The 17,543-nt window shown below is 69.1% G+C and carries 15 protein-coding genes; 6 read left to right on the forward strand and 9 right to left on the reverse strand.

Features of this window, described 5'->3' with window-relative positions; all coding sequences use genetic code 11:
• Window positions 1–149 precede the first annotated feature (149 nt).
• Together NQK81_RS21060 and lanKC are read right to left on the reverse strand one after the other, a co-directional pair.
• Complete coding sequence (locus NQK81_RS21060) at window positions 150–293, reverse strand: SapB/AmfS family lanthipeptide (RefSeq protein ID WP_091598068.1); 144 nt, start codon at window positions 291–293, stop codon at window positions 150–152.
• Between the two features lie 39 nt (window positions 294–332).
• Window positions 333–2,876, reverse strand: a complete 2,544-nt coding sequence (lanKC, locus tag NQK81_RS21065; protein WP_257489452.1) for a class III lanthionine synthetase LanKC — start codon at window positions 2,874–2,876, stop codon at window positions 333–335.
• A 426-nt stretch (window positions 2,877–3,302) separates the two neighbouring features.
• Between lanKC and NQK81_RS21070 the strand changes: the two genes are divergently transcribed.
• Together NQK81_RS21070 and NQK81_RS21075 are read left to right on the forward strand one after the other, a co-directional pair.
• Window positions 3,303–3,668, forward strand: coding sequence for a hypothetical protein (locus tag NQK81_RS21070; protein WP_034310381.1), 366 nt, complete (start codon window positions 3,303–3,305; stop codon window positions 3,666–3,668).
• On the forward strand, window positions 3,661–4,071 hold the full coding sequence (locus NQK81_RS21075; RefSeq protein WP_185927053.1) for a hypothetical protein: 411 nt from the start codon (window positions 3,661–3,663) through the stop codon (window positions 4,069–4,071). The genes NQK81_RS21070 and NQK81_RS21075 overlap by 8 nt, the downstream gene beginning before the upstream one ends.
• A 111-nt stretch (window positions 4,072–4,182) precedes the next feature.
• Here the strand turns inward: NQK81_RS21075 and NQK81_RS21080 are convergent, their stop codons facing one another.
• The 3 genes from NQK81_RS21080 to NQK81_RS21090 form a co-directional block, all read right to left on the reverse strand.
• Complete coding sequence (locus tag NQK81_RS21080; RefSeq protein ID WP_257489453.1) at window positions 4,183–5,169, reverse strand: MCE family protein; 987 nt, start codon at window positions 5,167–5,169, stop codon at window positions 4,183–4,185.
• A 106-nt stretch (window positions 5,170–5,275) separates the two neighbouring features.
• Window positions 5,276–5,653 (reverse strand): PPOX class F420-dependent oxidoreductase, encoded by a 378-nt coding sequence (locus tag NQK81_RS21085; RefSeq protein ID WP_126732319.1) that lies wholly within the window; start codon window positions 5,651–5,653, stop codon window positions 5,276–5,278.
• Between the two features lie 36 nt (window positions 5,654–5,689).
• On the reverse strand, window positions 5,690–6,082 hold the full coding sequence (locus tag NQK81_RS21090) for a MerR family transcriptional regulator (RefSeq protein WP_126732320.1): 393 nt from the start codon (window positions 6,080–6,082) through the stop codon (window positions 5,690–5,692).
• A 57-nt stretch (window positions 6,083–6,139) separates the two neighbouring features.
• Here NQK81_RS21090 and NQK81_RS21095 point away from each other — a divergent pair, with 57 nt between their 5' ends.
• Window positions 6,140–7,096 carry an SDR family NAD(P)-dependent oxidoreductase gene (locus NQK81_RS21095; RefSeq protein ID WP_257489454.1) on the forward strand — a complete coding sequence of 319 codons (957 nt, stop codon included), beginning with the start codon at window positions 6,140–6,142 and terminating at the stop codon, window positions 7,094–7,096.
• Here the strand turns inward: NQK81_RS21095 and NQK81_RS21100 are convergent.
• Entirely contained in the window at window positions 7,093–8,181 is a 1,089-nt protein-coding gene (locus NQK81_RS21100; protein ID WP_257489455.1) for an alpha/beta hydrolase family protein, read from the reverse strand. The genes NQK81_RS21095 and NQK81_RS21100 overlap by 4 nt on opposite strands.
• Before the next feature lie 140 nt (window positions 8,182–8,321).
• On the opposite strand from NQK81_RS21100, the gene NQK81_RS21105 reads away from it, so the two are divergent.
• Both NQK81_RS21105 and NQK81_RS21110 read left to right on the forward strand, forming a co-directional pair.
• Window positions 8,322–9,524 (forward strand): sensor histidine kinase, encoded by a 1,203-nt coding sequence (locus NQK81_RS21105; protein ID WP_257489456.1) that lies wholly within the window; start codon window positions 8,322–8,324, stop codon window positions 9,522–9,524.
• Window positions 9,521–10,168 carry a response regulator gene (locus NQK81_RS21110; RefSeq protein WP_257489457.1) on the forward strand — a complete coding sequence of 216 codons (648 nt, stop codon included), beginning with the start codon at window positions 9,521–9,523 and terminating at the stop codon, window positions 10,166–10,168. Before NQK81_RS21105 ends, NQK81_RS21110 begins: the two co-directional genes overlap by 4 nt.
• Here the strand turns inward: NQK81_RS21110 and NQK81_RS21115 are convergent.
• The 3 genes from NQK81_RS21115 to NQK81_RS21125 form a co-directional block, all read right to left on the reverse strand.
• The gene (locus NQK81_RS21115; protein WP_126732325.1) at window positions 10,158–10,802 is read right to left on the reverse strand and encodes a GNAT family N-acetyltransferase; all 645 of its coding nucleotides are present in this window, start codon (window positions 10,800–10,802) and stop codon (window positions 10,158–10,160) included. The genes NQK81_RS21110 and NQK81_RS21115 overlap by 11 nt on opposite strands.
• Window positions 10,803–10,904: 102 nt before the next feature.
• Window positions 10,905–11,108, reverse strand: a complete 204-nt coding sequence (locus NQK81_RS21120) for a cold-shock protein (protein WP_005149851.1) — start codon at window positions 11,106–11,108, stop codon at window positions 10,905–10,907.
• A gap of 250 nt (window positions 11,109–11,358) precedes the next feature.
• Entirely contained in the window at window positions 11,359–12,882 is a 1,524-nt protein-coding gene (locus NQK81_RS21125) for a nucleobase:cation symporter-2 family protein (RefSeq protein WP_257489458.1), read from the reverse strand.
• Between the two features lie 213 nt (window positions 12,883–13,095).
• On the opposite strand from NQK81_RS21125, the gene NQK81_RS21130 reads away from it, so the two are divergent.
• Window positions 13,096–17,535: a DUF6531 domain-containing protein gene (locus tag NQK81_RS21130; RefSeq protein WP_306856050.1), complete on the forward strand. Its 4,440-nt coding sequence runs from the start codon at window positions 13,096–13,098 to the stop codon at window positions 17,533–17,535.
• Window positions 17,536–17,543: the final 8 nt, after the last annotated feature.

Consider the following 17,543-nt stretch of genomic DNA (forward strand, 5'->3'; position numbering starts at 1 on the left):
CGAATCGCCACTCACGACCCACCCGACCGGCTCCGCATCCCACTCCTTACAACGTGATCCCAACGAGACGAACCGGAAGGCAAAATAAAGGCGCGGGAGCGGCGCACTTGGCCTGTGCCGCTCCCGCGCCCTCAGTGTTCAGCCGTGACTCAGTGGCAGGTCAGCAGGCTGACGGTGCTGTTGGCGCAGGAGGCCAGCAGGCTGAGGTTGCTCGCGCCGCCGTGGCTGCCACCGCCGCCGCCTTCGAGGACCTCGGGGGTTTCCAGAGCCTGCAGGTCGAGAACCAGTTCCATGGTGTTCCCTTTCACTAGTTATCTCTTGGTCCGCTGTCCTCACTGGACAGCAGTTCGGGAGGACAGGAAGGGCAGCGCGGCCTTCCCGTCCAGGGTGGCGGCCAGTGCGAGCAGGACGCCCGCGCCGCCGGTGACGACGTCCATCGACAGCCGCAGCAGCTGGTTGCCGGGGAACGCCAGGCCGCCCTTGTACGGCACCGCGTACCAGGCGAGCCGCGAAAGATGCAGGTCGATGGCGTCGCGGACCCGCTGGTCCGGTTCGGCGCCCATGGCCAGCGCGGTCATCAGCCCGCCGCGGCCGAACAGCAGACCAGGGTGGATGACGAACTCGCCGCGGCACGCCTCACGCAGGCCGGGAAGGCTCTTCAACGCCTTCGCGTCGGGACGGTGTTTCGCCAGCTCCTCGGCGACCATGAGGATCCCTGCGCTGCCGACACCCACGTAGGGCAACGTCCGGGTCTCGCCGTCGCGGACCTGCAGCGAGCCGTCGTCGGACTCGACGCACTCCTCGATGTCCCGCTCCAGCGCCTGATCCGCGAAGGACAGCCAGCCCTCTTCGCGGGTGCGCTCGAACAGCCGCACGAACAGCAGCGCCGGACCGGACCAGCCGTTGAGCAGCCCGGCCCTGCCGAAGTCTCCGGGCGGGGCGGCGGTTTCGAGCGCTTCGGCCAGCCGGACGGCGGTGGCGAGCGCCTGCCTGCCGAACTCGTTGTCCTTGCGGGACACCGCGAAGTGCAGCTGGGTGAGCCCGATCCCGGACAGGCCGCCTTCCAGGCCGTGGTCGGTGGTCTGCTCGACCAGCGTCGCCGACGCCGACAGCAGCTTGGTGGCCTCGTCCCGGTACCCGAGTTCTTCGAGGACGTACGCGATCCCGTACGAGCCGTCGTAGAACCCCGGGCGGCCCGGGGGGTCGCGGCGGATCGAGTCCAGCAGCCAGCGCTCGTGCTCCCGGTGACGCTCGCCGCTGGTCGTTTTCAGTGCGTAGAGGACGCCGGCCGCGCCGTAGCCGAAGCACGCTCCGCCGACGCGGAACTGCTCGATGTCGCCGGGGAAGAGCCGGTCGGTGCGCTCGGGGGTCGCGCTGGCGAGGATCGCTTCGGTGATCTGCTTGCGCACCAGCGCCCAGTCGGGCTTGTCCTGGTCCAGCTCGGTCGCGCTCGTCAGCGGCGGCACATCCCGGGGCGCGAGCTCGGCGACGATCGAGTCGGCGTAACCCTCCGGGACGTCGAAACGCTGCTGGACGAAGTCCGCGAGCCCGCGCAGCTTCGCCGGGGCGAGTTCGAGGAGCGTGGTGAGCGGCAGGAAGATCCAGAGTTTCAGGACGGCGAGCGCGTACTCGTCGACCTCGAAGCCGTTCCGGTCCCGTGGGGCGCGGAAACCGGGCGCGCCGAGGGCGGGCCGTTTGCCGCTTTCGACGTCGGCCGCCATCTCGAAGTCGATCAGCGAGACCGTGTCGGCGTCTTCGTCGACCAGGATGTTCAGCGAGTGCAGGTCGCCGAAGACGATCCCCCGGCCGTGCACCTCGCCGACCATCGCCTCCACCCGCCGGACCAGCGCCAGCGCGCGTTCGGTGTACGCGGCGATGTCGGCCTCGGTGGTGTCGCGCCTGGTGAGCGGGTAGTTGCGGGCGAGCCAGTTGCCCAGCGAGACGCCGGGCATGAACTCCATCGCCAGGAAGTGGTGCTCCCAGACGGTGAAGCGGTCGTAGGTGGCGGGAATGCCGTCGATGCCCTTCAACCGCTCCAGCACCTCGTGCTCACGGCGGAGGCGTTCGACGGCGTCGACCTCGTCGCGATCCAGGCCGGCGAACGGCCGCGCCTCCTTGAGGACCACCCGTTCGCCGTCGGTCTTCCGGTCGGCGAGGTACACGCCGCCGCCGTTGGAGAAGTGCAGCGAGCTCTTCACCTGATAGGGGAACTGATCCGCGCCGCCGCTCTTGCGAGCGGCGAGATGAGGCGCGAGGAACTCCGGAATCGTCACCCAGTCGGGGACGGAGAAGGTCGGCTCGCGTTTGTCCGGGACCAGCGTCCCGTCCGGTTTGCGCACCGCGAGGACCCGCTTGCCGTCGAGTTCGACCCATTGCTCGGCGAATCCGCCGTAGCGGACGTAGAGCGGCCCGGCACCATACCGAAGATCACTGAGAATGTATGCCCCCGGCTCGCCGTCGAGCTTCGCCGACAACTCGGCGAGAACGCGCTCGAGCTCGTTGTTGTCAGCCGGATAAAGAGTCAGTAACTTACCGCTTCCGTCACGCGGGGCATATTTCGAATTCCTTGCCAGCAGGGTGCTCCGCGAGCGGAGATGCTTGTAGGACACGCCGTGCTCGACACAATGCTCGTGCACCTTCACGAGCACCCGCTCGGCGTTGCCCAAACCTGCCGAAACGTGGATTTTCCAGCCCTGCAAGGGAAGGTTTCGAGCAACAGGGTGCAACAGCCGCCACACTCCGCGCACTCCGGTGCGCCAGCCCGCCTCGGGTGCCGGCAGCAGGGAGGCGAAATCGTCGGCGGCGTCCCCGGTTTCCCGCTGCTCATCGAAGAACAGTGGATCGGCGAAGCAATACGCTTCGTACCGGACGTCCATCGAGCGCCCCCTCCTTGGCACCAATCGGATGGGCCATGTGCACCATCGCGATGGAGAATATTCCACCCGCCGGACACCGAACGGCCAATCCGCCATATCGGGGGTTCGGATGGGCTGTTCAGGGACGTGAATTCGAAATCTACCGAATGGTAGGGGTACCCAGCGTGAGATCAACTCGTATTTCAACCACCCGGTCGGTGTGTAACAGGAACGAACCGGCGAGGTAATCCCTGGTCCAGGTGGCCAACACAAAATCGCTCGACCGAATTGACAGAGCGCCAACCGAACGCGCTTCGTGATCTATTCACCCGAGGTCTGGACCAGTGCGCCGGTGCGTGGCGCCCGCCACGCACCCTGCCGGTCGCCCGTCGGCGGTGATCCGCCCGGAGGTACGTTGTCGCCGGTGGAGCAGGTAAGGAGGCCGACGTGATCACAGGCTTCGCGGTGACCGTCGCGATCTGCGCGACGCTGGTCGCGGCGTGGAGTTTCGTCCAGGCCGCGCGCAGGAAATTGCCGGACAACGCACTGCTCGCCGGCCTCGCCGTGGTCGAACTCCTGCTGGTGGCCCAGCTCGTGATCGGGGTCGTGCTGCTGATCGGCGGCGGCAATCCCGGCAGCATGGCCACCTATCTCGCCTACCTGATCGGCTGTCTCGTCGTGCTCCCGCTCGGGACGGTCTGGGCGCTGGCCGAGCGCACCCGGTCGAGCACCGTGATCCTCGGCATCGCCTGTCTCGCGATCCCGGTGATGGTCCTGCGGCTGCACGAGGTCTGGGCGGGCGCCAGTGCGTGAGGAAACCGAGGAGAAGACGGTGGACAAGGCTTCCGGCCCGGGACGGATCCTGGTCGCCGTGTACGCGATCTTCGCGCTGGCGGCGACCTCACGCGCCGCCGTGCAGATCAGCACCAAATTCCACGAAGCGCCGCTGGCCTACGCCCTCTCCGCGTTCGCGGCCCTCGTCTATCTCCTGGCCACCGTCGCGCTGGCCCGCCGCGGCGCGGGCTGGTGGCGGATCGCGCTGGTCGCCTGCGCCGTCGAACTGCTCGGCGTGCTGACCATCGGCACCTTCAGCCTCTTCGACCGCGAGGCCTTCCCGCACGCCACCGTGTGGTCGGTCTACGGCCAGGGATACCTCTTCATCCCACTGGTGCTGCCGGTGATCGGGTTGTACTGGTTGCGGCGGACGAAGCCCTGACACGCAACTCGCGTGATCAGAGGCGTATCTCGCGTGATTGAAGGCGTAACTCGTGTGTTCCGCCTCTGATCACGCGAGTTACGGCTCCAATCACGCGAGATACGCCTTCCATCACGAGTCGAAACAGCCCTTTTCGTTGAGCGGACCGAACGTGGGCAGCACCAGCCCACACAGGTAGCCGTCGATCCAGCGCCCGTTGCCCGCGACGTTGGTGAGCACCCGGATCGCCGGCGCGAACGCGGCGATCCCCTTGGCCAGCGAATCCTGATTGCGCTGGAGCATCGACGTCAGCCGGTCGAGTTGTTCGAGCACCGGCCCGAGCTGGCCGTCGTTGTCGGCGATGATGCCGTCGAGCGCGGTCGCGAGCCGTTTAGATCCGTCGAGCAGATCCTTGATCGCCTGCTGCCGGGTGGAGATCGCGCGCAGCAGCGCGCTGCCGTCCTGGATCAGCCGCTGGACCTCGGTGTCGCGGTCGACGAGGGTCCGCGACACCTGCCGGGTGTTCGCGAGCAGCGTCCGGAGCTGCCGGTCGCGGGAGGCGATGGTGCCGGACAGTTTCGAGATCCCGTCCAGCGCCGAGCGGACGTCGGCGGGCGTATCGGCGAAGGTCGCCGAAATCGTGTCGAAGCTTTTCGCGAGCTGGCCGACATCGATGGCGTCGACGGTTTTCGACAAATCCCGAAACGCTTCAAGAACGTCATACGGCGCGGTGGTCCGCCGCAGCGGAATGGGATCTCCGGGATCGAGGACCGCTTCGCCGTGCGGATCGAGCGCCAAATACTTCTGCCCCAGCACGTTCTTGATCCGAATGGACGCGCTCGTGGCGTCGCCGACCCAGGCGTCCTTCACCCGGAACGACACGAGCACGCGGTCGCCTTCGAGGTCGATCTCGGACACTTTGCCGACCTTCACCCCGGCGATCCGGACGTCGTTGTCCGCCTGCAGCCCGCCCGCGTCGGAGAATTCGGCGGAATAGGTGGTGCCGCCCCCGATGACCGGCAGCGCGTCGGCGTTGAGCGCCGCCGCCATCCCGAGCGCCATGGTGGTGAGCCCGGCGAGCGCGAGCTTGATCGGATCCACCGCACCGAAGGACCTCATCGTCTCACCTCGCAGGTCACAAGCGGAAAAGCTTAAGGGCCGCTCACGCCCATCGCCAGGCGAAACGTTGCACCGATCGGGTGGCAACGTCTGTCCATTATGGACTCTAATCGAGCCGTACCTCGTAATGGAGCGTCTTGTACTTCTTCAGCCGGTGCACGAGCGGGACGAAGAACCCGTGCAGGAGCCGATGCTTCCCGGCCAGGAGGGCGGCCGCGTGCCGGGCCTCTTCACCTTCGAGCAGACGGGCCCGCCCGCGCACCGGCTCCCCGGTCGGAGTGCCGCGAAACGTCGACGGGGCGATCTCGATCCGCGGATCGTTCCGCAAGCGCTTGGCCTTCCACGCCGCGTCATACGTACGGATGTACGCGTGATCCCCTTCGACGGCGATGTTGACCGGCGTCCCGATGGGCGTGCCGTCCCGCTTGAAAGTCTTCAGCAGGATCGTCTTCTGGTCCGTGAACCTGGCGAGTTTCGTGGTCATGTCCCTGTGACGAGACCGCCGCGCGAAACGTGACGGCTAGCGCCAGAGCCCGTCCGCCGTCCCCCGCGCGACATGCTCCTCGTAGATCTCGACCTTCCGGCTGATCAGCTCCAGGCAATCGGCCAGTTCGGCGATCCGATTCCGGACGGTCTTCTGATGTTCCCGCAGCAGCTCCAGCCGCTTTTCCTCGTTTCCCGGCCCTTGCCGGACGAGTCCGGCGAATTCGCGGATGGTGGCGAGCGGCATCCCGGACGCCCGGAACTTCGTGCAGTTCACCAGCCAATCCACGTCCTGCTCGGTGTACACGCGGCGGCCGCCCGCGTCCCGTTTCACCGGCGCCGCGAGCAGCCCTTCCTTCTCATAGAAGCGAAGCGCGTGCACGCTGAGGCCCGTCCGGGCGGTGACCTGGCCGATCGCGAGTTCCGTCACCGCACCGACGATAGCGCCCTTGACCTAGAGCGCCCTCTAGCTCCTAGCGTCCGCCTCATGACCAACGCACAACACAAGATCGGCTCCGGTTTCGGCGCGCGCAGCACCGCCGCCGAGGTACTGGACGGGATCGACCTCTCCGGCAAGCTCGCCGTCGTCACCGGCGGCTATTCGGGGCTGGGCCTGGAAACCACGCGCGCGCTGGCGAACGCGGGCGCGCACGTGGTCGTCCCCGCGCGCCGCCCGGCCGACGCCGAGGCCGCCCTCGCCGGGATCTCCGGTACCGAGGTCGACGAGCTCGACCTCGCCGATCCGGCGAGCATCGAGGCCTTCGCCCGGCGGTTCCTCGCCACCGGCCGCCCGGTCGGCCTGCTGATCGCGAACGCCGGGATCATGGCCGCGCCGGAACGACGGGTGGGCCCCGGCTGGGAGTCGCATTTCGCGATCTGCCACCTCGGCCACCACGCCCTGGTGAGCCGGCTCTGGCCCGCGCTGAAGGCGGCCGGTGGTGCCCGCGTCGTCTCGGTGTCCTCCGCCGGTCACCATTCCTCGCCGATGCGCTGGGACGACGTCCAGTTCGAGCGCGGCTACGACCGCTGGCTCGCGTACGGCCAGGCCAAGACCGCCAACGCGCTGTTCGCGGTGTGGCTGGACGCGCTCGGCGCCGAACACGGGATCCGCGCGTTCAGCCTGCATCCGGGCGCGATCCTCACTCCCCTGCAGCGGCATCTGCGGCCGGAGGAGATGGTCGAACGCGGCTGGATCGACGAGCACGGGAACCAGGCCGACCCGGACTTCAAAACGCCGGAGCAGGGCGCGGCCACCCAGGTCTGGGCGGCGACGTCACCGATGCTCGACGGGATGGGCGGGCTCTACTGCGAGGATTGCGACGTCGCCGAGCTCGCCCCCGAAGAGGGCGAGTGGGTCGGCGTGCGCCCGTACGCGATCGATCCCGGCGAGGCCGCGCGGCTCTGGAAGCTCTCCGGCGACCTCACCGGGACCGTCCTCGCCTAGTTCCAGAACTTGATCTCGGGGTTACCCGGCACCGGCCCGTCCAGCAGCGGCTGACGCCCGCCGCGCAGGTTCTTGTCGAAGAACGCGGACACATACGCCCTGGTCAGCGCCATTCCTCGCTCGCCGCCGAGCAGCTCGGGTTTGCCGAGCCCGAGCTGTTCACCGAGGACACCGACGTCGGTGAAGGACGCGTGCCCGGCCGCCGCGACGCTGATCCAGCGCTTCCAGCCGGTGAGGTTCGGCCAGCTGCCCGCCCACGTCGTGTCCAGGCCGGCCGGGGTGTACTCGCTTTCGCGGCCGAGCAGCAGGAACGGCCGGTCGATCCCGGACGCGGGGATCGGCGACCACAGCCTGCCGTCCAGGTCGGCGCCCGCGCGGATCCGCGAGTCGTCGATCATCGCGGTCGGCGTGCTGTATCCGCCGATGGAATGCCCCGCCATCCCGATACGCGTCCGGTCGATCAGGTGGGACCAGCGCGACGAAGGCCTGGTCAGCGTGTCGAGGACGAACGAGACGTCCGCGGAACGGATCGGCGGAATGAGTGTCGAGTCGGATCCGCACGCGGCGCATTCGGTGACGCGTCCGTCGGGGAAGGCGGTGCCGTGGGACTCGTAGTTGTGGCCGATCAGCGCGACGACGAACCCCTTGCTCGCCAGCTCTTCCGCGAGCCCGGTGAGCGTCGTGCGCGGTTTGCCGAATCCCGGCGACAGGACGACGAGCGCGCGCTTCCCCGGCAGGCGCGGGGCGTCGACCCTGGCGCTGGTGCGGGTTCCGGCGACCAGTGCGGGGTCGATGTCGGGAAGGCCCGATTCGGTCAGGAACGCCTTGGCCTCGGCCAAGGTGAGGTAGGGCCGTTTCGGGCCGATCGGCGCCGGCGCGGGGTAGAACATCGACACCATCAGCTCGCGCGGCCCGGACGGCACCCACGGGTCCTGACGCGAGCTGTCGACGAGGTGGAGGTCGGTGGAGCCGACGGGATACGAGCCGGTCGGCGGCGGCAGCGTCAGGCGCGGGGCCGCGGTGGCGGGGCTCGCCAACGACACCATGCCGGCGAGGGCGGCCAGCGCGACGAGAAGCCTTCTCATGAGGTTTCCGTTTCTGTCGAGGATCTTCCTGCGACCAGGCTGGAGCCCGCCGCCGTGTTCGCGCGTCTGCCGCAGGTCGTATCCCTGGGTCTGCCGCGAGAGGGATTCGCGCCGCCCGCTCCTCCGATTACGCTCGGCTGGTGCTGGCCTTCCTCAGGAATCACCCGAGAGCCGTCGACCGCGGCCTGACCATCCTCATCGGACTGTCCACTGTGGTCTCGGCGGACGATCCGGAGGGCTTCGAGTGGTGGCTGGTCTCGTTGGTGGCCTTGGCTTCCCTGCTCGTCCGGCACCGGAATCCCACGATCACCTTCGCGGCCGGGGGGACGGCCTCACTCCTGCATCTGGTCATGGGCAACGACCTCAAACCGGTCGACGTCGTGGCGCTGATCGGTCTCTTCTCCGTCGCGGCCTGGGGGTCGCGACGGCGTTCCGCCGGTTTGCTGGCCGCGGGGTTGCTCGTCGCCGGGGCGTGGTCGTTCTATGCATCGGAAGCGAACACGCGGACCCCCGTCCCGATGCCGCCGCGGATCATCGTCATCGATCGGCTGGCCCCGGTCGCCACCGACGCCGACGACCACCAGGTGCAGGACTGGGGCGGTTTTCCGGCCATCGGCCTGTCGCTCGGCGTGGCGTGGCTCGCCGGGCTGAACACGCGGCAGCGCCGGATCCGCCTGTCGGTGCTGGAGCAGCGGGCCGCCGACCTCGAACGCGAACGCGACACCCAGGCCGCGCTGGCCGTGGCCGCCGAACGCGGCCGCATCAGCCGCGAACTGCACGACGTCGTCGCGCACGCCCTTTCCGTGGTGGTCTTGCAGGCACAGGGCGCGCAAGCGGAGCTGGAACGGCGACCCGAACGGTCACGGGAGGCGCTGGACGCCATCGTCGACACGGGGCGCACCGCATTGAGCGAGATCCGGCGGCTGCTCGGCGCGCTCGGCCAGGACGAGCCGGACTGGGAGCCCCGGCCCGGTGCGGAACGCCTGCCGCGGCTGGCCGCCGACATCCGGTCGGCGGGCACGCCGGTCGAGTTCCGCGTCGAAGGGGAACCCCGGCCCCTTCCGTCCACAGTGGACCTTGCGGCCTACCGGATCGTGCAGGAAGCGCTGACGAACGTGCTGAAACACGCCGGTCCGGCCGCGTCGGTGACTATCGTGATGCGCTATGGCCCCGGCACGCTGGAGATCGAGGTGACCGACGACGGCGTCGCGGCCGAACCACCGTCCGGCACCGGGCACGGCCTCGAAGGGATGCGGGAACGGGTGAACGTACTGGGCGGCACCTTCGACGCGGGACCGCGGCCGGAGCGCGGCTTCGCCGTCCGCGCGACCCTGCCGTCATGACGATCCGGGTGGTCATCGCCGACGACCAGGCGCTCGTGCGCACCGGACTGCGGATGATCCTGGACAACGCGGACGACATCGACGTCGTCGGCGAGGCGGGCGACGGCGCGGAGGCCGTCGCGCTGGTGGCGGACCTCGATCCCGACGTCGTGCTCATGGACATCCGGATGCCCGAGATGGACGGCGTCGAGGCCACCGCCGCGATCGCCGCGGCCCATCGCACCCGCGTCCTGGTGCTGACCACGTTCGACCTGGACGAATACGTCTACGCCGCGCTCCAGGCGGGGGCCAGCGGCTTCCTGCTCAAGGACGCGCTGGCGCCGGATCTGCTCGCCGGTGTCCGTGTGGTCGCCTCCGGCGAGGCGACCCTCGCGCCGACCGTCACCCGGCGGCTGCTCGACCGCGTCGTCACCGGCCTGCCCGTGTCGCCGCCGGACGACCGGCTCGCCCTGCTCACCGGCCGCGAACACGAGGTGCTCCAGCACCTGGCCCGCGGCCTGTCCAACGCCGAGATCGCCGAGCTGCTGTTCCTCTCGCCCGGGACGGTGAAGACCCACGTCGGCCGCATCCTCACGAAACTCGGCCTCCGCGACCGCGTCCGGGCGGTCGTCTTCGCCTACGAATCCGGGATGATCAGCCGCTGATCGCGGCGGGCGTGCGCCAGTGCTTGCCGCGCCGGGGCCGCCGGTGCTGGCCACGCCTGCCGAGGTCGGCGAGGCTGTCCACGGGACGCGCGGCGAACTCTTCGGCGGTGATGCCCATCCGCACGAGGTACTTGATCTCGCCGCGCACCACCTCGGTGTCGCGCAGCCTGCCTTCCTCGCGGAAGCCGAGACCGCCGTGCAGCGACAGCGACGCCAGGTTGCCGCCGTACACGGTGACCTCGCATTTGCGGAAGCCGCGCTGCCCGAACATGTGGGCCAGGAGGACGGTGATGGCGTCCGTGGCGTATCCGCAGCGCTGGTGGCGGGGGGCGATCCCGATGCCGTAGCCGAACCGGCCGGTCACCGGGTCGGCGCCGATGGTGCAGACCGAGCCGACCAGCATCCGGCCGCGCACCGTCTCGATGCCGAAGTGGATGTCGTCGCCGGAGGATCCCGAACGGTGTGAGGCCCAGTGGCGGTGCCCGCCGCCGATCAGCGGCGTCGCCTCGCGGGCCATGTCACGGTCGAAGCCCATCAGGACCCGGCGATCCCCCAGCCCGACCTCGCGCAACCGCACCTTCCGCCCGACCTGCTCCGGCTCCAGGGCGGAGCGGCTCACCGCGTCCGGCCGCACGGGTGCTCACGAACGATCACAAGCATGCAACGACGATATCGGGTCCCGAAACGCCCGAAGGCCCCCACCCGGTCCGGATGGAGGCCTTCGGCGTGAAGAAAGTCAGATGGCGACGACGCGCTGGGCCTGCGGGCCCTTCTGACCTTGGCCGATCTCGAACTCGACGCGCTGCCCTTCGTCCAGGGACTTGAAACCGCTGCCCTGGATCTCCGAGTAGTGCACGAAAACGTCCGGTCCGCCGTCGTCCTGAGCGATGAAGCCGAAGCCCTTTTCGCCGTTGAACCACTTAACGCTGCCCTGAGCCATACTTTTTCTACCTGCTCTTCATAGCGAGTCTGAGCTCATTCGATGCCCCGATCTCGTGGACCATTCTCGCAGGTCTTGCCCGGTAACACACGTCGCCGTCTCAAATTCGTGCAGATCGCCAGGTCAAGGTCACCCTCGGCGGGTCACCAGGAGGGGGTTGACCGCCGATTTCCGGCCCGGGATGTCCCGAATGTGACCTTGGGGACGTTGAGCGTCCCGATCGAGCGATCGGCGTGGTGTTCCCGCCGCGTCAGTGGCCGTCCGGCTCGGACCCGATCCGGTAGGGCACCGGCTTGCCGTCCTCGTCGCACACCTCGACCGGCTTGCCCTCGGCGTCCACGATCTTGCCGTCGACGATCCGGTCGCCGTCCTTGAGCCGCGAGAAGGCCTTGAGATCGGAGTAGTCGATCACCCTGGTCGCGGTCGCGAACACCGACGGGTCGCTGCCCGCCTTGGCCGGTTTCAGGTGGTTGAACAGCAGGTTCAGCACGACGGCCATGAGCGCGGCCGAGCTGATCCCCGAGTGGAAGATCGTGCCGACCCACGCCGGGAAGTGGTGGTAGAACTCCGGCGCCGCGATCGGGACCATCCCCAGCCCGACCGACGCGGCGACGATCACCAGGTTCATGTTCCCGTTGTAGTCCACTTTGGACAGGGTCTTGATACCGGACGCCGCCACCGTGCCGAACAGCACGAGCCCGGCGCCGCCCAGCACCGGGTACGGGATCGCGGCGACGACCCGGCCGAGTACCGGGAGCATGCCCAGTACCAGCAGGATCACGCCGCCGGCGGTCACCACGAACCGGCTCCGGACCCCGGTGATCGCGACCAGCCCGACGTTCTGGGCGAACGCGCTCTGCATGAACCCGTTGAAGACCGGCGCGACCGCCGAGGAGGCCATGTCGGCGCGCAGCCCGTCGCCGATCCGGCGTTTGCCGACCTTCGTCCCGACGATCTCCCCCACCGCGAGCATGTCGGCCGTGGTCTCGGTGAGGGTCACCAGCACGACGATGAACATCGACACGATCGCGGCGACGTCGAAGGTCGGCGCGCCGAAACCGAACGGGGTCGGTACCGCGAAGATCGGGCCGTCCCAGACCCGCGAGAAGTCGGCCTTGCCCAGCACGGCGGCCAGTACGGTGCCGACCACGATCGACAGGAGGATCGAGAGCCGGGAGATGGCCGGGACGGCGACCTTGCTGAGCAGCAGCACGATCGCCAGCGTCATGGCGGCAAGGCCGATGTTGGAGACCGAGCCGAACTCCGGCGACTTGGTGTTGTTGCCCATCGCCCACTGGGCCGCGACCGGCATCAGGCTGAGCCCGATCACGGTGATCACCGTCCCGGTGACCACCGGCGGGAAGTACTTCACCAGCCGGGAGAACACCGGCGTGATGAGCAGGCCGAGCACCGCGGACGCGATCACCGAGCCGAACACGGCGGGCAAGCCGCCGTCGGCCACGATCGCGGTCATCGTCGCCACGCCCGCGAAGGAGGTGCCCTGGACCAGCGGCAGCCGGGAGCCGAAGAAGGGGATGCCGAACGACTGCAGGATCGTCGCCAGACCGCCGATGAACAGGCACGACGCGACCAGCAGCCCGATCTCGGCGGTCGAGACGCCCGCGGCGCCGCCGATGATCAGGGGCGGCGCGATGATCCCGCCGTACATCGTCAGGACGTGCTGGATGCCGTAAGTGAAACTCTTGCCGATCCCGAGCCGTTCGTCCTCGGGCCTGCCGCTCGCGGCCGCTTCGGCCCGCGTCCTCTTCACCATGGATCCGCCTCTCGATAGAAGCGAGCGATGCCGGGCAATTTCAATCTGCGGAGGTTAACTTCCACATAGCAGAACTTGCAAGACCCTGCCCGTAGGGGTCGTCCTTGCGGCGGCCGGACAAAGATCCGTTCCGCACGGGGAGGCCCCGGCGCTGCGATGGTAGAAATCGGCTGCCCAGTCGGTGAGGTTCCCGAGGCAGGAAAGACGGCATACATGGCGAATCCGCTGGTCGCTGAGCGCCAGGACTCCACCAAGGCGCACTCCGGTGTCCCCTTGCTGGAATCCGCGATCGACCTCAAGGAAGGCATCGAGAAGGGCGACTGGGCCGCGGTCGCGATGGGTGCCGTCGGCACGGCTCTCGACGCGCTGTCGATGGCCATGGACCCCTTCGGTTCGATCCTCGCCGCGGGCGTCGGCTGGCTGCTCGAACACGTCGGCCCGCTCTCCGACGCGCTCGACGCCCTGACCGGCGACGCCGATCAGATCAAGGCGCAGGCCGAGACCTGGTCCAACATCGCGAAGGAACTCGGTGCCATCGGCACGGATCTGACCGACCTGGTCAAGGCCGACCTGCGGACGTGGGCGGGTGACGCCGCGGACCGCTACCGCGAGCGGTCGCAGGACACGGTCACCGTGCTCACCGCCGCGCAGAAGGGCTGCGAGGGCGCGTCCAGCGGGGTCAAGACCGCGGGCGAGGTCGTCGCCGCCGTCCGCACCCTGGTCCGCGACATCATCGCCGAACTCGTCGGTCACCTGATCAGCTGGGCGCTGCAGGTGCTGTTCACCCTCGGCATCGGCCTGACCTGGGTGGTGCCGCAGGTGGTGACCGCGGTCGCCAAGACCGCCGCGAAGATTGCCGACCTCACCACCAAGCTCGTCAAGGCGCTCAAGGGCCTGATGCCGCTGCTCAAGCGGGCGGACACGCTCTTCGACGACGCCGCCAAGGCCCTGCGCAAGCTGCAGAGCGGCAAGGTGGACGCGCCCCCACCGCCCAAGACCAAGGGCGGCAACGACCGCGGGATCGACGAAGGCACCAGCAGCTCCAGCGCCGATGGGGGCGGTAAGCCCGGCGGCAACGACGGCAACACCAACGACAAGAGCACCAACACCAAGAGCGACAACGACCAGACGAACACCAGCGGCACGGGCGGCGGCGGTGGCACCCGCGACCGGGGCGGCAACACCGACACCACCAAGAAGGACGGCAACGGCGACCGCTCGACGTCGTCGGATTCCAAGAACTACTGCGGTGACCCCGTCGACGTCGCGACGGGCGAGGTCGTCATGAAGCAGGTCGACGTGACGCTGCCGGGTGACGCGGCCGAACTCGAACTCTCCCGGACGCATCTGTCGTCCTACACCGCCGGCCGCTGGTTCGGTCCATCTTGGACGTCCACAATGGACCAGCGGTTGGCGGTACAGCGCGACCGGATCCTGTTCTACGCCGAAGACGGCATGGTGCTGACCTATCCGGTCCCGGCGGGTCTCCCCGTCCTGCCGATGCAGGGTCCACGGCACCGGCTGCGCCGCGCGGCGGACGGCTACCGGCTGTCGATGGGCGATCGTGAACTGCTCTTCGCCGGCGCGGGCCGGATCCTTCCGCTCACGGCCATCGAACAGAACGGCGCCCGCACCGAATTCGCCTACGCGCCCGACGGAACGCCCGCGCGGCTCCGCCGTGACGACGGCGTCGAACTCGCGATCGGCACCGCGAACGGGCGGATCGTCACCATCGGCGCGCCGGGACAGCCGCCTCTGGTGCGCTTCTCGTACAACCGGCTCGGCCAGCTGAGTGTCGTCTCGGACTACGCCGGCCGCCCGATGACCCTCGACTACGACTTCAGTCACCGGCTCGTCGGCTGGAAGGACCGCACGGGCACTTGGTACCGCTACGTCTACGACGACGCCGGCCGCTGCGTCCGCGCGGTCGGGGCGAGCGGCTACTACAACGCGACGTTCGTCTACGAACCCGGCACGACGCGGCACACCGACGCCGCGGGCCACACGTGGACGTACCGCCTCAACGCCGCCAGGCAGCTGGTCGAACGCGTCGATCCGCTGGGCAACTCCCAGCGCTACGCCTGGAACCGGCGCGACGAGCTGCTGTCCACAGTGGACGAAATCGGCCGGGAGACCGGCTACGAGTACGACGAAGACGGCGAGCTGGTCGCCGTCCACCGCCCCGGCGGATCGACGGTGCTGGTGACACACGCCGACGGCGAGGTCCGGCTGTCGGCGGGCGACGTCCGGCGGACGGTCCCCGCGTTCGACCCGGCCACCACCCTGGTCGGCACCGGGATGCCGGTGGAGATCCCGGACGCGCCCGACCCGCTGACCGACGCCCCCGTGACGGACCGTCCCGGCGACCGCGACCTGTTCGGCCGCCCCCGCCTCGCGTACACGGCCTCCGGCGGCGCGGCACGGCTCGGCTGGACGGCCGACGGGCGCCGTGCCTGGCGCCTCGGTCCGGACGGCGGCCGCGAGACGTGGGTGCACGATGCCGAAGGCCACGTCGTCGAGCACCGCGACGCGGCGGGTGCCGCGCGTCGCCGCAAGTACGGCCCGTTCGGCCTCGTCCTGGAAGAGACCGACGCCGCGGGCGCGCGCACGCTGTTCACCTACGACGGCGAACTGCGGCTCACCTCGGTGACCAACCCGAACGGCCGCACCTGGCGCTATGTCCGCGACGCCGCGGGCAGGCTCGTCGAGGAGGTCGACTACGACGGCCGCCGGATCGGCTACACCTACGACGCGGCGGGGCAACTGCTGCGCATGACCAGCAGTACGGGTGACGCGACCGAGTACGACTACGACATCCAGGGCAACGTCGTGGCGAGGCGTACCCCGGACGACGTCACGCGGTACGAATACGACGCGCTCGGCCGGATGACCGTCGCCGAGAACACCGAATCGCGGGTCGAGTTCGTCCACGACGACGGGGACCGGGTCGTCGTCGACACGATCAACGGGCTCGGGGTGTGCTGGCGCCACGAAGGCGACGTGCTCGTCCGGCGGACGTCGTCCGGTGTGGACAGTGAGTGGCGGTTCACCGGGTCCGGGCTGCCGCGCTCGCTGCGGATCGCCGGCCACGAAGTCGAGTTCGGTTACGACGACGCCGAACGGGAGATCACGCGCAGCGTCGACGGCACCGTGGTGCTCCGGCGGCGGTTCGACGCCGAAGACCGGCTCGCCGAGGAGCACATCGCGGGCGTGGGGCAGCGCGTCTACGGCTACCGGCCGGACGGCAGGCTCGCCGCCGTCGACGACGCGATCCGGCCTTGGCGGCTCACCTTCGACACCGCGGGCCGCGTCAGCGAGGCGCGCGGACCCGCCGGGGTCGAGCGGTTCACCCACGACGCCGCGGGGACCATCACCATCGGCGAAGACGTCTACCGCGGCGACGAGCGGGGCCGGGTCGTCGCGGACCAGTCCTGCGCCTACGAGTGGGACCACCTCGACCGGCTGCGCTCCGTGCGCACCCCCGACGGCGCGTTCTGGACCTACCACTACGACCCGCTCGGGCGGCGGTTCGCGAAACGCCGCTGGCTGATCGGCCCGGAAGGGGAGGCCGAGCTCACGCACGACGTCCGGTTCCTGTGGAGCGGGATGACCGTGGTCGAGCGGATGGACTACGACCCCGCCGACGAGTCCTACCGGCTCCTGACCTGGGAACGCTACGACGACGACCGCCCCGTCGTGCAGATCGAGCGCACCGGCGCCCTCGAGGACGCCGTGTTCCGTGCCGTGATCACGTCGCCCGCGGGAACGCCGACCGAACTGCTCGACGAACACGGCACGCTGGTCTGGCAGGACCGCAGCAGTTTCTGGGGTGTGCCGCTGCCCGGCGCCGACACCGCGTCGATGCCGCTGGCGTTCCCCGGCCAGCACCGCGACGAGGAGACCGGGCTGCACTACAACGTCTTCCGGTACTACGACCCCAGGACGTCGCGCTATCTCAGCCAGGACCCGCTCGGCCTCGCCGCCGCGCCGAACCCCGTCGGCTACGTCGACCAGCCGCTGCTCATCGGGGACCCGCTCGGCCTCGTCCCGCCCTGCGGGCGAAGCGGTCCGGGCAGCCAGCAGCGACCTCAGCCGGTCGGGCCCAGCGGGCAACCCCAGCCCTTGCGGCGGAGCCCGCGGAAGCCTCCCATCGACGTCGACAAGATGTCGAAGGAGGAGTTCGAGAAGTTCAAGCCGAAGCTCGACCAGATCCTGAAGGCGGACAAGCACTTCTTCTGGTCCGGCGGTACCAAGAAACGCAAACGCGGCGAAGAGGACGAGTACCTCGGCTCGGTCGAGGAGAAGGCGACCAAGATCGCGAAGCAGAACGGCGGCAACACCCTCGAGGGAACCCTCAAGGACAACAACATCAAGATGCCCGGGTGGATCAACGATCCCAACGACCCGAGGAAGCCGCTCGTCCAGGAGAAATGGGACTACGTCTCCGAAACCTTCGCCAAGAACTCCAACAAGGACACGCACGTGGTCTTCCCCTACTGGCCGGGCAAGGGACACGACGTCTACCCGCATCGCCGCGAGGACAACGTGTTCGACGTGACCGAGTACCCGAGGCTCGAAGCGATGGGGATCGACCACATCACCAAGCACAACGCGGAGACTGGGCACACGCGCCCGTACCGGCACACCAAGTGACGTTGCCG

This window comes from Amycolatopsis roodepoortensis (assembly GCF_024628825.1).
GTDB classification, from domain to species: Bacteria; Actinomycetota; Actinomycetes; order Mycobacteriales; family Pseudonocardiaceae; genus Amycolatopsis; species Amycolatopsis roodepoortensis.